Here is a 13874-nt window from a genome sequence, read left to right on the forward strand (position 1 = left end):
CTTCCCGAATCGGCGTGGCGATGGTAGTTCCTTTTTTGTTCCGGATCGTGCCGGGGAGTCAGGACCCCGGCAGGTCAGCCTTGCGATCCGGGGCGGCGGGCCCGTCCGCCGTCCCGGTTTTTTCCAGGCGCCGCCGCGCCTCGGCCAGCAGGGTCTCGGGGTCCGCCTGGCAATCACCCTCCAGCCACCAGCGGCGCAGCGCCCCCAGCATCACGCCCAGCCCCGGCCCGGGTGGGATGCCGAGCGGCATCAGGTCGCGGCCCTGCAGCGGGAATTCGGGTTCGGCATCGCCGGGCGCCACCGCGGCGCGTAGCGATTCCCACCCCGCGCCACCCATCCGGGCCTCCGCCACCCAGAGCGGTTCCGGCGGCATGACGTGGCGCGAGGCCGCGCGCAGGCGGGCCCGCCAGGCGCGCAGCGGGACATCCTGGCCCGGGCGCGGCGGGGCCGGCGGGTGGTGCAGCACCGCCAGCCTGTCCCGCTCCTCGCCGGACAGGCGCAGGCGGGTGGCGAGGGCGCTGGTGTCGGCGGCCTCGTCCAGCAGCACGGCCAGGCGCAGCAGCGGATCGGGCGGCAGGCCGCGCGCGATCATGCGCCGCAGCCTTTCAGGATCGGCCCCTTCCGGCAGTACGGCGGCCAGCAGGCCGGTCTGCGCCATCAGCGCCAGCGCATCGGAGGGATCGGGCGTCGGCAGCAGCCGCTTCAACTCCATCCAGATCCGCTCGGGGGCAATGCGCGCGGCAAAGCCGGGCACCGCGTCCCGGATCGCGGCCAGCGCCGCCGGGTCCGGCGCGCCCTGGCCATAGCGTGCCCAGAAGCGGAAGAAGCGCAGCGCGCGGAGGTAGTCCTCGGCCAGCCGGGTTGCCGCATCGCCGACGAAGCGCACCCGCCCCGCCGCCAGGTCCGCGCGGCCACCGAAATAGTCCCAGAGGTGGCCTTCGGCATCCATCGACATGGCGTTGAAGGAAAAATCGCGCCGGGCGGCGTCCTCGCGCCAGTCGGTGGTCCAGGCGACCTCGGCATGGCGGCCGTCGGTCACCAGGTCGCGGCGCAGGGCGGTGACCTCCACCGGGGTGCGGCGCAGCACGGCGGTGACGGTGCCATGGGCGAGGCCGGTTTCGAAAACCTTCAGCCCGGCGGCGTGCAGTTTTTCGGCCAGCACCTCCGGCGGATAGGGCGCGGCCACGTCCACGTCATGCACCGGGCGGCCAGCCAGGGCGTCGCGCACGCAGCCGCCCACGGCCCGCGCACCGGGCAGTGCCGCCAGCACGGCGGCTGGCGCGGGCTCCGCCAGGAAGGCGGGTGGCGGGATGCGGTCCTGCGGCGGGTCGTTCATCGGGCCGGTTCGATGCGGCTCGGCAGCACCTGGCCATCCGGGCCCAGGCGCGGCGGCACATAGACGCCGCCCGTCACGTCGCGCCCGTCCAGGCGGATGGTGAGCGCGACCGCGGCCCCGATCGCGACGGCCACAGCCAGCGCCACCAGCACCGCGCGCGGAGGCTGCCCGCCGGCGGGGCCGAGCCAGCGCCATAAAAGCCAGGCAAGCAGGGGCAGCAGCAGAAGAAGAATGGCCATGCGCCGAAGATAGCCTGCCGGCAGGGTTCAGTCGCCGCTCACTCGACGCTGATCGAGAGCGGCGCGGCCACCGCCGTCCAGCGCGCCAGATCCTCCCGCAGCAGGGTGCCGAATTCCGCCGGCCCCGCCCCGTTCGGCGTGGCGCCCAGCGCGGCCAGGCGGGTCTTCACCAGATCGGTTTCCAGCGCCTTCACGAACTCGCCGCGCCAGCGCTCGATCACCGCCGCCGGCGTGCCGGCCGGCGCCGCGAGGCCCGTCCAGATCGAGGCGGTGAAGTCGCGCACCCCGCCCTCGATCATGGTCGGCACCTGCGGCATGGCGGGGAAGCGCTCGGCCGAGGTCACCGCCAGCACCCGCAGCTGGCCGCCGGAGAAGCCGAGCACGGAGGGGACGGAGACGAACATCATGGCGATGCGCCCGGCCATCAGGTCGTTGAAGGCGCCGGCCGCGCCGCGATAGGGCACATGTTCGACATTCAGCCGTTCCCGCGCCTTCAGATCCTCCATGATCAGGTGGGTATTGGTGCCGGTGCCGGTGCTGGCATAGGGCATCGGCTGCGGCGCGTTGCGGGCCAGGGTCAGCAGCCCGGCCAGGTCCTGCACCGGCAGGTTGGGCGCGGCGATCAGCGCCACCGGACTGTCCGAGATATGCAGGATGGGCGCGAAATCGGCGATCGGGTCGTAGGACAGGCGGCGGCCGATGGCCTTGGCGATGGTCAGCTGCCCGGCGGTGGCCAGCAGCAGCGTGGTGCCGTCGGGCGCCGCCTTGGCCACCGTCTCCGCCCCCAGCAGCCCGCCGGCGCCGGCGCGGTTCTCCACCACCACATTCTGGCCGACGGAGCTGGTGACGGCCTGGGCGAAGAGCCGGCCGAGCACATCCTGGCTGCCGCCCGGCGCGAAGGGCACCACCAGCCGCACCGGCCGGTCCGGCGCCCATCCCTGGGCGCGGGCCGAACGCGTCAGCGCGGGCAAGGCGAGGGTGGTGGCGAGCAGCGCGCGGCGGGTGGGCATGGCCTGGACTCCTGGTCTCGCCGAAAGCCTGCCGCGCGGGCCGTGGCGCGGCAAGCTCAGCGGCCGATCCCGTCCCGCAGCGCGCCGGAGAGATCCTCCAGCGCCAGCCCGTCCAGCAGCGCGTTGCGGCGCAGGTCGCGGCCCCAGAGGGATTCGAGCACCGTCACCACCGACTCCGTCGCCGGCATGGCGACGCCCTGGCGCGCGGCGAGCCAGAGATAGAAGGACAGGCCGAAGGGCACGTCCTCCGTCACGTAGCGGGTGTCCATTGCCGCCGGGCCATTCACGCTGCGGCCGCTGGCGGCGATCGCCAGGCCCATCGCGTGCAGCGCGGCGCGGGGCACGCCGCTGGCGCGGTGCAGCGATTCGGCCAGCGAGATCACGCGCAGGCCGCAGCGTGCGGCCAGCGCGTCGCGCTCCGCCTGCAGCGCCTGCATCAGCCGGCCGGAGGCCTCGGTCATCAGCTCATATTGCGGCCAGGCCTCGGCGCGCTCGATGCGGGTGACATTGGCCAGCGCCAGCACGGCGTGGATGATGGGATTGGCGTTCGCCAGCGCCGGCTGCAGCACGTCCGGCGCCACCGGGCACTCATGGCCGAAGAGGTCGGTGGCCATCGCGGCCAGCCCGGGCGCCGCCGCGGCCGGGATGGCGGCGAGGTCGACCGCGGCGCGGATTGCCGGGATACGCACCAGGCCCGGCGCCAGGCGGCGCGCGGTGGTCGGCGTGGTCGCCAGGCCGCCCACCGGCGCGCGCGGGCCGAGACCTGCGCGCAGCGCCTCGAAGGCCAGGGGCGAGAGCGCGGCGGCGGGCGCGATCAGCAGCGGCATCTTGGGCGGCATGGCCGCGGCGATACGTGGCAGCAGCGCCGCATGCGCATAGGCCGGCACCGCCAGCAGCGCGACCTCCGCCCCCTCCAGCGCCGCCTCCAGCGTCATGGCGATGCGCAGTGAAAAGCGCCCGGTCAGCGCGCCCTCGGCCTCGATATGGTCCGTCATGCCGGCCGTGCCGCGGCCGGAGGGCGACCACAGCGCCACCGCATGGCCGCGGGAGGCCGCCAGCGCCGCGGCGGCCGGGCCGATGGCGCCGGCGCCCAGGATGGCGAGGTTCATGCCCGCTCCGGCCATTCATCGCCCTGCAATTCGGGCGTCTCATAGGCCTTCAGATTGGCAAAATGCTGTTCCTTGTCCTCGACGAAGAAGGCCCGCGCCAGGAAGCGCGCCAGGCGCTTGGCGCCGGCGCTGACCGCGGGGATGTCGCCGGAGAGCTTCCCGTGGCTCAGTGTCGCCGGATAGTTGAAGCAGTGCAGCCGGGCCAGCGACGGGCAGTTGCCCGGCACCTTCTCCTGGAAGGCGAAGCCGGGGTCGAGGTCGGGCGAGGTCGCCAGCTCCTCATTCGGCCGCTCCGCCACAAAGCGGTCGCCCCAGAGGCGGATATGCGGCGCGAGATGCGCCAGCTCCGGCCGCGCGGCGAGGTCCACCCGGAAGCCGGTGCCGAAGATCAGGAAGTCGAGCCCGAAGACGCTCTTCGGCGTCTCCAGCCGGATTTCGCCGCCCTCGGCCGAGAGCGCCCGGATGGGGCTGCCGAGATGCAGATGGGCGTGGGGGAAGCGGGAAACGCGCAGCGTGGAATCGCGCGGCGGCGGCGTCTGCGCCGACAGCACCAGATCGAGGAAGCGCCACTTCCAGTCATCCGGCAGCCCCGCAAAACCGTGCACCACGCCGGGGCTGCCGATGCCCGTGAACTTGTTCACCCGCGGCAGCTCGGCCCGGCGGACGAACATGTCGAGCCGCCCGCAGCCCGCCTCCAGCGCCGCCGCTGCATTGTCCATGGCCGAGGCGCCGGCCCCCACCACGCCGACGCGCTTGCCGGCCAGGGCGCTGAAATCGATGGTGTCGCGCGAATGGGCGCGCAGCGCCGGCGGCAGCGCATAGGCAATCTCCGGCAGCCAGGGTCCGCCCAAGCCGTCACGCCCCGTGGCCAGCACCACGCGGCGCGCGAAGATTCGGCCGGCGGTCGTCTCCAGGGCGAAAAGCGCCTCCGTCTCCGGCCGGATCGCCGTGACGGTCACGCCATTCTCCACGGCGATGCCCATCACCTTCCGGTACCAGACCAGGTAGTCCATCCACATCCCGCGCGGAATTTTTCCCAAGGCCGCGAAGGCGGCGGCGCCATGCTGGTGCTCGTACCAGGCCCGGAAGGTCAGGGCCGGCAGGTCCAGCGCCGGCCCGGCCAAGGTTTTCGGAGAGCGCAGGGTCTCCATCCGGGCGAAGGTGACCCAGGGCCCCTCCTGCCCCGCCGGGGCACGGTCCAGCACGCGGATATTGGTGATGCCCAGCAGTTGCAGCGCCGCCGCCACCGCCAGGCCGCACATGCCGCCGCCGATGATCACCGCATCCGTCACCGCCTGGCCCGCATGCCGCCGCGCCGGGACCCAGGGCTTGGCGGGCATTTCGAGATAGCCCAGATCCTCGCGCAGCCGGGCTTCCAGCGCGTCGAGTCCGGGCGGGCGAACAGCATCCAGCATTGGGGGCAGGCCTGAGCAGGGAGGAACCAAACCCCTGTAGCGCGGCCTCAGGCTTCGCGCAGCACCCGGGACAGGTTCATCAGGATGGTGGCCGTGGCGCCCCAGATCAGGTGTTCCGCATGCGGCCAGACCCAGTAGTCCCGCATCCGGCCGCGCCATTCCGTGCTGCGGCGGCTGGGCGCGGCGGGGTCGAACAGCAGGGCCAGCGGCAGTTCGAACACCGCCTGCACCTCGGAAGGGTCCGGCGTCAGCGTCACCGGCGGATCGAGGAAGGCGACCACCGGGGTCACCCGATAGCCGGTGCCGGTCATGTGGTCGGGCAGGGTGGCGGCGATCTCCGGCAGGCGCGGGTCCAGGCCCACCTCCTCCGCCGCCTCGCGCAGCGCCGCCTGTTCCGCCGTCTCGCCGGGCTCCAGCCGCCCACCCGGGAAGGCGACCTGCCCCGCATGGGCCGAAAGTTTGGCAGAACGCAGCGTCAGCAGCACGCCGGGCCCGGCCTCGTGCCAGATGATCGGCACCAGCACCGCGGCCGGCACCGGGCCGCCGGGGCGGGTGCCCCAATTTTCCTCATCGTCGAAGGCGGTGGCGCCGGCGCGGGCCAGGGCGGCGGGGTCGGACAGCCGGGCGGCGATGTCCTGGCGCGAGGGCAGCAGCAGGCTCATCGCTTGGGCCTGGGCCTCACTCCGCGGGGGGCGGGCTGGCGGCGCAGCGGGAAGCGGCCATCTGACGCTCCCCCTGGCGCCCGCGCCTGCCGCTGCGCGGCGGCGGCGCATCCAGCGCCGGTGCCTCGTCGATCGGGAAGAAGACGCCCTGCGACCAGACGCCCAGCATGGTGCGGCCCTCGATCTGCTCGGGCTCGGCCAGCGCCGCCAGCTCGTAGAAGACGGCGCGGTTGATGCGCGCCTCCAGCCCCGGGCGCACGGTGATATAGGGGCGCGGCTCGCGCGTCTTCGGGTCGATGGCGACGCGGATGGGATGATCCGAATCGGCGGTCACCATCTCATCGAGATTGGTGCGGAAGGTCAGGCACTGGCGCGGCTCGGCGCCCGGGGCGCCGGCGGGCACGAAGGGGTCGGCGCAGCTGCGCCACCACATCTCCACCGCCACGAAGGGGGCGTCCTCCACCTCGATCCGGCCGCGCTCCACCGGCGTTTCCAGCCAGAAGCTGCCATCCGCCTCCCGCTTCAAGACGGAGGCGAACAGGCAGACCAGCTCCTTCCGGCCGATGATGCTGCCCTTGTAGAACCAGCTGCCGTCGCGGGCGATGCGCATGGAGAAGTCGCCGCATTCGGCGCGCAGCGGCGGCAGGCGGCCCGGCAGGCCGCCCGGCCGGGACGATCTGGCCGGCGGCGCCGGGGACTGTCCCTGGAACCCGCCCTGCCCTGCCCCACCGGATCGTGCTTCGCTCATGTAGGTATTCCGCGCCCGTGCCCGCCGACGCCGGGCGGGTCCGAATGACCGCCGCCCGAACCGCCCCGGTTTCCTCTCCGCCACCTCGCGTGCCAGCGATCTCGCGATTGATGCACTGCGATGTGGCATCCGGCATGGGCGACGTGGATACTCCACCCATATCGGATGTGACGCATATAGGGAGCCTGACCCGCATGGTGGAAGTGGCGGACAGCGCGGAGGCGGAATCTCTGCTGCAGGAGGCGGATTCCCTGGCCACCCGGCTGGCGCGGGTCCGCGAAGGTGTCGGCCGTGTCATCTTCGGCCAGGAACAGGTGGTGGAGCGCACGCTCATCACCCTGCTTTCCGGCGGCCATCTGCTGCTGGTCGGCGTGCCGGGCCTCGGCAAGACCAAGCTGGTGGAGACGCTGGGCACGGTGCTCGGCCTGGATGCGCGGCGGGTGCAGTTCACGCCGGACCTGATGCCGTCCGACATCCTGGGCAGCGAGGTGCTGGAGGAGGATGGGCATGGCAAGCGCGCCTTTCGCTTCATCAAGGGCCCGGTCTTCTGCCAGCTGCTGATGGCCGACGAGATCAACCGCGCCAGCCCGCGCACCCAATCCGCGCTGCTGCAGGCGATGCAGGAGCACAAGGTGGCGATCGCGGGCGAGGTGCATGCCCTGCCCGCCCCCTTCCATGTGCTGGCCACCCAGAACCCGATCGAGCAGGAGGGCACCTACCCGTTGCCCGAGGCGCAGCTCGACCGCTTCCTGCTGGAGATCGACGTCACCTACCCCGACCTCGCCGCCGAACGCGCCATGCTGCTGGCCACCACCGGCGCCAAGGAAGCCAAGGCCGTGCCGGCGATGACCGGCGCCGAGCTTTCGGCCGCCCAGCTGCTGATCCGCCGCCTGCCGGTGGGCGAGCAGGTGCTGGAGGCGATCCTGCGACTCGTGCGCAGCGCGCGGCCCGAGACGACGGAGATCGAGGATGTCAGGCGGCACCTGGCCTATGGCCCGGGCCCCCGCGCGGCGCAGGCGCTGATGCTGGCGACGCGGGCGCGCGCCGTGCTGGATGGGCGCCTCTCGCCGAGCGTGGACGACGTGAAGGCGCTGGTCGAGCCCGTGCTGCGCCACCGCATGGCATTGAACTTCTCCGCCCGCGCGGATGGCGTGCATCTGAACGAGGTGCTCGACGTGCTGAAGGCGCAGCTTGGTTAGCCCCGCCCGACTTACGGTTCCTTGGGCCGAGCAACTCGGGGCGCGGCTGCCGCCGCTGCTGGTGCAGGCGGATCGGGTCGCCAGCACGGTGATGCCGGGCGTGCATGGGCGGCGGCGGTCTGGGCCCGGGGAGGCCTTCTGGCAGTTCCGCCCCTTCGTCGCCGGCGACCAGACCAGCCGGATCGACTGGCGGCAGTCCGGCAAATCCGACCGGCTGTTCATCCGCGAGACCGAATGGGAATCGGCGCAGACGGTCGCGCTGTGGCGCGCCTCCGACGCCGGCATGGGCTGGCGCAGCCAGCGCGACCTGCCGGCCAAGGCGGATCGCGCCGACCTGCTGCTGCTGGCCCTGGCCGCCCTGCTGCTGCGCGGCGGGGAGCGGGTGCGGCTGTTCGGCCTGCCGCGCCCCTATGCCGGCCGCGGCGCCCTGCCGCAGATCGCCGATGGCCTGGCCGGGATGGCCCCACGGCCGGAGGATCTGCGCCTGGCCCGCCACGCCCGCGCCGTGCTCTTCGGCGATTTCTGGGACCCGCTGGAGGAAACGCGCCGCGCCATCGCGCGCCTCGCCGGCCAGGGCCTGCGCGGCCACCTGCTGCAGGTGATCGACCCGGCGGAGGAAACCCTGCCCTATGCCGGGCGGGTGCGCTTCGAGGCCATGTCGGGCGCCGCCGCCGCCCTGGTGCCGCGGGTGGAGGCAGTGCGCCCGGTCTATGCCGAGCGCCTGGCCCGGCACCGGGAGGGCCTGGCTGCCCTGGCCGCCGCCGCCGGCTGGACCTTTGGCACCCACCGCACCGACCAGCCGCCGGAGGCCGCGCTGCTGGCGCTGCACCAGAGGCTCGCGCCCGGATGAGAAGCAACCGATGCTGAGCCTCGGCGCCCTGAGCTTCGCCGCCCCCTGGCTGCTGCTGGCCCTGCCGGCGCTGCCGCTGCTCTGGTGGCTGCTGCGGGTCACGCCGCCGGCGCCGAAGCGCCAGGATTTCCCGGCGCTGCGCCTGCTGCAGGAAATGCCGGCGCCGGAGGAAACCCCCGCCCGCACGCCCTGGTGGCTGCTCGCCCTACGATTGGCCGCCGCGGCACTGATGATCTTCGGCCTCGCCCGGCCGATCTGGGGCCCGCCCGCCGGCGCCACCGGCCAGGGACCGCTGCTGGTGGTGATCGACGATGGCTGGGCCGCGGCCGCCGATTGGCCGGACCGCATCGCCGCCGCGGAGGCCGAGCTGGACGGCGCCGCGCGGGAGGGCCGCCGCACCGCCTTGCTGCTGACCGCGCCGCCCGCCTTGCCGGAGGCGCCGCGCATCACCGGGCTGATGCCGGCCGAGGAGCTGCGCGGAAGGCTGGTGGCGCTGCGCCCGAAACCCTGGGCGCCGGACCGGGCGGGGGCGCTGGCCGCGCTCGCCGGCTGGCGCGCGCAGCATTCCGGCCGTTTCGCCGCGCTCTATGTCGCGGACGGGCTGGAACATGCGGAGGGCGATGCCTTCACCCCCCTCGCCACCGCCCTGGCCGAGGGCGGCGCGCTGCTGGTCGCCCGCAGTGAGGGCCGCCCCACCCGCCTGCTGCCGCCGCCGCGGGCGGAGGCGGAGCAGCTGGTCGTCGGCCTGCACACCACGCCCCTGCCAGTGCCCACCGAAGTCGCCGTGCTGGCCCGCACCGGCGATGGCCGCACCCTGGCCCGCGCCGTGCTGCCGGTGCCGGCCGGCGCGACGGCGGCCGAGGCCGCCCTGCCGCTGCCGCTCGAAATCCGCAACCAGGTGGTGCGGCTCGACCTCGATGGCGTCGCCGGCGCCAATGCCAGCGTGCTGCTGGACGAGCGCTTTCGGCGGCGCCCGGTCGGGCTGATCGCCGGGGGCGAGGCCACGGCCGCCGATGTGCCGCTGATAGGCGAGCTTTTTTATCTGGACCGCGCCCTGTCGCCCCATGCCGAACTCCGCCGCGGCAGCGTTTCCGAACTGCTCGCGCGGCGGCTTTCCGTGCTGGTGCTGGCGGACCGGCCGGTGGAGCCGGGGCGGGAGCGGGACGAACTCACCGCCTGGATCGAGGCCGGCGGCACGCTGGTCCGCTTCGCCGGGCCGCGGCTAGCGGAGCGGCCGGACGGGCTGCTGCCGGTGCCGCTGCGCGCCGGCGAACGCCAGCTCGGCGGCGCCCTGTCCTGGGAACGGCCGCAGACGCTGGCGCCCTTCCCCGAGGGCTCGCCCTTCCAGGGCCTGGTGCCGACGCCGGAAGTCACCGTGGAGCGCCAGGTGCTGGCCGAACCCTCCGCCCAACTGTCGGGCCGCACCTGGGCGCGGCTTGCGGATGGCACGCCGCTGGTGACCTGGGAGACGCGCGGGGCGGGGCGGATCGTGATGTTCCACGTCACCGCCAATGCCGAATGGTCGTCCCTGCCGCTCTCGGGGCTTTTCGTCGACATGCTGCGCCGGCTGGTGGCGCTGTCCGCCGGGGTCGGCGGCGCGGATGGGGAGGCGCCGCTGGCCCCCATGGAAACCCTCGACGGTTTCGGCCGCCTCGGCCCGCCGCAGCCGGGCGCGCAGCCTATCGCGGCCTCCCGCGTCGAAAGCGAGGTTCCCTCCCCGCGGCACCCGCCGGGCTGGTATGGCACGGGCACCAGCGGGGATGGCGCGCATCGCCGGGCGCTGAACCTCGGCGCCGGCATTTCGGCGCCGCGACTCGCGGCGGCGCCGCCTTCCGGCACCGCCACGCGGGCGATCGGCGGCGTGCCGGCGGAGCGTGACCTCGGGCCCTGGCTGCTGGCGGCGGCGATGCTGCTGCTGGTGGTGGACCTGCTGGTGTCACTGGGCCTGCGCGGCGTTCTGGCACGGCCCCGCGCGGTGGCTTCCGCCCTGCTGGTGGGGCTGCTGTGGGGCGGCCCCGCCTTCGCCCAGGAAGGCAGCGCGGCGCTGGCGACGCGGCTGGCCTATGTGGTGACCGGCGATGCGCAGGTGGATGAGGTGAGCCGCGCCGGCCTGGTGGGCCTGTCCGACTTCGTCAACCGGCGCACCGCCGCGGCCCTGGCGGACCCGACGCCGGTGGTGCCCGGGCAGGACGATCTTTCCTTCTTTCCGCTGCTCTACTGGCCGGTCACGGGCGATGCGCCGCAGCCGGGCGCGCCGGCCGTGGCCGCGCTGAACGGCTTCATGCGCAATGGCGGGATCATCCTGTTCGACACGCGCGACGAGGGCTCGGGAGAGGGATTTTCCCCCGGCGCCCGCGCCGCACTGCGCCGCGTGACGCGGGACCTGACGGTGCCGCCCCTGGCGCCGGTGCCGGAGGACCATGTGCTGAAGCGCGCCTTCTACCTGCTGGCCGACCTGCCCGGCCGCTTCGCCGGCGGCACGGTCTGGGTGGCGCGCGACCAGGACCGGGCGAATGACAGCGTCAGCCCCGTCATCATCGGCGGGCATGACTGGGCGGCGGCCTGGGCGATCGATGCCCGCGGCAACAACCCCTATGCGGCGATCCCCGGCGGCACGCGGCAGCGCACGCTGGCCTATCGCTTCGGCACCAACCTCGTGATGTACGCCCTGACCGGCAACTATAAGGGCGACCAGGTGCATGTGCCCGCCATCCTCGAAAGGCTCGGCAATTGAACCAGGCCCTCGCCGGGATCGATTTTGCGCCCGTCATCCCGCTCTGGCTGCTGGCGGGTCTCGCCGCGCTGGCGGCACTCGCCCTGCTGCCGGCGCTGCTGCGCCGGCAGCCGGATGCCACCGGCGCGCGGCGCTGGCAGCCGGCGCGCGGCGCCTGGCTGCGCGCCCTGGCCTTCGGCGCGCTGCTGCTGGCGCTGGCCAATCCGCGGCTGGTGGAGGAGACGCGCGAGACGCGGCCGGACATCGCCCTGCTGCTGGTGGATCGCAGCGACAGCGCCGGCCTCGGCGCCCGCCCCAACCAGATCACCGCCGCGCGCGACGAGATCGAGGCCCGCGCCCGCCGCCTGCCGGACCTGGAGCTGCGCACGGTGGAGGTGCCGGAGGCCGGCAACCAGGGCACGCGTCTCTTCTCCGCCATGGAACGCGCCTTGGCCGATATCCCGCGCGCCCGGCTGGCCGGCGTCATGGCGCTGACCGATGGCCAGGTGCATGACGTGCCGCCCGCACCGGCGCTGGACGCGCCCTTTCATCTGCTGCTGCCCGGCCAGGCGGGCGAGGTCGATCGCCGCATCCGCGTCATCGAGGCGCCGGGCTTCGGCATCGTCGGTCGCCCCGTGGAACTGCGCGTGGTGGTCGAGGATCTCGGCGCTCGGCCGAATGAGGGCGGCGCGGCCCGCCTGACCATCCGCCGCGACGGCCAGCCGCCCCGCGTGGAATCGGTGCCGGTGGGGCGGGAGCATCGCATCGCCGTGCCGATCGAGCGCGGCGGGCCCACCGTGGTGGAGCTGACGGCCGAGACCCGTGCCGGCGAGGTCTCGGACCTTAACAACCGCACCGTGGTCTCCATCAACGGCGTGCGCGACCGGCTGCGGGTGCTGCTGGTCTCGGGCGAACCGCATGCGGGGCAGCGCACCTGGCGGCGGCTGCTGAAGGCGGACCCCAATGTGGACCTGGTCCACTTCACCATCCTGCGCCCGCCGGAGAAAGACGACCTGACGCCGCTGCACGAGCTGGCGCTGATCGCCTTCCCGGTGCGCGAGCTGTTCCAGGTGAAGCTGCGCGAATTCGACCTGATCGTCTTCGACCGCTTCGGCAATCGCGGCCTGCTGCCGCCGGTCTATCTGCGCAACATCGCCGACTATGTCCGCGGCGGCGGCGCGCTGCTGCTGTCCGTGGGCCCGGAATTCGCGGGCCCCACCAGCCTGGCCGCCACGCCGCTCGGCCAGATCCTGCCGGCGCGCCCGCCGACCGGCGCCGGCGCCGCCCAGGCAGCCCTGCTGGAAGCGCCCTTCCGGCCCCAGGTGACGGAGCTCGGCGCGCGGCACCCCGTCACCGAAAACCTGCCCGGCGCGAATAGTTTTGGGCCGGAGGGCAATCCCCTGGCCGAGGCCACATGGGGCCGCTGGTACCGCGCGCTGCGCGCCGAGGCGCGGGCCGGCAGCACGGTGATGCAGGGCCCGAACGGCGCGCCGCTGATGGTGCTGGACCGGGTCGGCGAAGGCCGCGTCGCCCTGGTGCTCTCCGACCATATCTGGCTCTGGTCGCGCGGCCATGATGGCGGCGGCCCCCAGCAGGAACTGCTGCGCCGCATCGCCCATTGGACGATGAAGGAGCCGGAGCTGGAGGAGGAGGACCTCTCCGCCCGGATCGAGCACGGGCTGATGACGGTGGTGCGCCGCAGCCTGGAACCCGGCGCGCCGCCCGAGATCGCCATCACCGCGCCGGATGGCGGCCTCACCCGCCATGCCCCGGTGGCGCGTGGCGCCGGGCGGGCGGTGGTGGAACGCGCCGCGCTGCAGCCGGGCGTCTGGCAGGCCAGCGACGGCCGCCGCACCGCCTTCGCCGCCGCCGAGGCGCCGAATCCGCTGGAAGTCGCCGACCTCCGCGCCGATGCCGCGCCGCTGCGCCCGCTGGTTGCCGCCACCGGCGGCGGGCTGCGCTGGCTGGGCACGGGGGCGGAGCCGCTGCTGCCGGAACTGCGCCGCGTCGCCATCGGCCGAGATGCCCAGGGCGGGGCTACCCCCGGCCCGGGCTGGATCGGCCTGCGCCGCAATGGCGACCACAGCGTGACGGGCATCACAGCCCTGCCGCTGCTGCCGCCCTGGCTGGCGCTGCCGCTGGTGCTTGGCCTGGCGCTGCTCGCCTGGCGACGGGAAGGGCGCTGAGACGCTGGAAGCATCAGGCCGGGCGCCCCACATGCGGTGGATGACCCGGTCACGCCTGCTTCCACTCCTCGTCGCCCTGGCCGCCCTCGGCGCCTGCGCCCAGGGGCCGACGCTGGACCAGCGCCTGTCCACCTTCGTCGGCCGCGGGGAGGCCGATCTGGTCGCCGCCCTCGGCGTGCCGGTGCGGACCTATGAGGCGGAAGGCCGGCGCTTCCTGCAATTCGAGCAGCGCCGCAACCTGCTGGTCGCGTCCCCGCTCGCCGCCCCCTATGGCCCCTGGGGCCCGCGCTATGGCTATTGGGCCCCGCCGCCTTCCTATGTCCAGGCGAGCTGCGACCTGACCTTCGCGCTGCGCGACCAGCGGGTGGAAAGCTTCAGCTATCGCGGCGAGGCCTGCGGCTGAGGCG

The 13874-nt window shown here is 74.0% G+C and carries 12 protein-coding genes; 5 read left to right on the forward strand and 7 right to left on the reverse strand.

Annotated features, from left to right (window positions below):
* Positions 1-58: 58 nt before the first annotated feature.
* From J3S20_RS00580 to J3S20_RS00610, 7 genes are read right to left on the reverse strand one after another with little or no spacing between them, the layout of a single operon-like run.
* Complete coding sequence (locus J3S20_RS00580) at positions 59-1336, reverse strand: CCA tRNA nucleotidyltransferase (protein ID WP_216833745.1); 1278 nt, start codon at positions 1334-1336, stop codon at positions 59-61.
* Positions 1333-1575 (reverse strand): hypothetical protein, encoded by a 243-nt coding sequence (locus J3S20_RS00585; RefSeq protein WP_216833746.1) that lies wholly within the window; start codon positions 1573-1575, stop codon positions 1333-1335. The genes J3S20_RS00580 and J3S20_RS00585 overlap by 4 nt, the downstream gene beginning before the upstream one ends.
* Before the next feature lie 38 nt (positions 1576-1613).
* On the reverse strand, positions 1614-2585 hold the full coding sequence (locus tag J3S20_RS00590) for a Bug family tripartite tricarboxylate transporter substrate binding protein (RefSeq protein ID WP_216833747.1): 972 nt from the start codon (positions 2583-2585) through the stop codon (positions 1614-1616).
* A 56-nt stretch (positions 2586-2641) separates the two neighbouring features.
* Positions 2642-3694, reverse strand: coding sequence for an NAD/NADP octopine/nopaline dehydrogenase family protein (locus J3S20_RS00595; RefSeq protein ID WP_216833748.1), 1053 nt, complete (start codon positions 3692-3694; stop codon positions 2642-2644).
* Complete coding sequence (locus J3S20_RS00600) at positions 3691-5109, reverse strand: NAD(P)-binding domain-containing protein (RefSeq protein WP_216833749.1); 1419 nt, start codon at positions 5107-5109, stop codon at positions 3691-3693. The genes J3S20_RS00595 and J3S20_RS00600 overlap by 4 nt, the downstream gene beginning before the upstream one ends.
* 47 nt (positions 5110-5156) lie before the next feature.
* Complete coding sequence (locus J3S20_RS00605) at positions 5157-5771, reverse strand: NUDIX hydrolase (RefSeq protein WP_216833750.1); 615 nt, start codon at positions 5769-5771, stop codon at positions 5157-5159.
* A 16-nt stretch (positions 5772-5787) separates the two neighbouring features.
* Positions 5788-6519 carry a DUF1285 domain-containing protein gene (locus J3S20_RS00610; RefSeq protein WP_246602214.1) on the reverse strand — a complete coding sequence of 244 codons (732 nt, stop codon included), beginning with the start codon at positions 6517-6519 and terminating at the stop codon, positions 5788-5790.
* A 167-nt stretch (positions 6520-6686) separates the two neighbouring features.
* Here J3S20_RS00610 and J3S20_RS00615 point away from each other — a divergent pair, with 167 nt between their 5' ends.
* The 5 genes from J3S20_RS00615 to J3S20_RS00635 are packed head-to-tail and all read left to right on the forward strand — an operon-like array spanning position 6687 to position 13870.
* A complete protein-coding gene (locus tag J3S20_RS00615) occupies positions 6687-7718 on the forward strand; it encodes an AAA family ATPase (RefSeq protein WP_456305686.1) in 1032 nt (343 codons plus the stop codon).
* Complete coding sequence (locus tag J3S20_RS00620; protein ID WP_246602215.1) at positions 7711-8568, forward strand: DUF58 domain-containing protein; 858 nt, start codon at positions 7711-7713, stop codon at positions 8566-8568. Before J3S20_RS00615 ends, J3S20_RS00620 begins: the two co-directional genes overlap by 8 nt.
* A gap of 10 nt (positions 8569-8578) precedes the next feature.
* Positions 8579-11302 carry a DUF4159 domain-containing protein gene (locus J3S20_RS00625; protein WP_216833751.1) on the forward strand — a complete coding sequence of 908 codons (2724 nt, stop codon included), beginning with the start codon at positions 8579-8581 and terminating at the stop codon, positions 11300-11302.
* Entirely contained in the window at positions 11299-13467 is a 2169-nt protein-coding gene (locus tag J3S20_RS00630; RefSeq protein WP_216833752.1) for a hypothetical protein, read from the forward strand. Before J3S20_RS00625 ends, J3S20_RS00630 begins: the two co-directional genes overlap by 4 nt.
* Positions 13468-13507: 40 nt before the next feature.
* The gene (locus J3S20_RS00635; RefSeq protein ID WP_216833753.1) at positions 13508-13870 is read left to right on the forward strand and encodes a hypothetical protein; all 363 of its coding nucleotides are present in this window, start codon (positions 13508-13510) and stop codon (positions 13868-13870) included.
* Positions 13871-13874 lie beyond the last annotated feature (4 nt).

Origin of the sequence: Falsiroseomonas tokyonensis, from assembly GCF_019024325.1 — a bacterium.
GTDB classification, from domain to species: Bacteria; Pseudomonadota; Alphaproteobacteria; order Acetobacterales; family Acetobacteraceae; genus Falsiroseomonas; species Falsiroseomonas tokyonensis.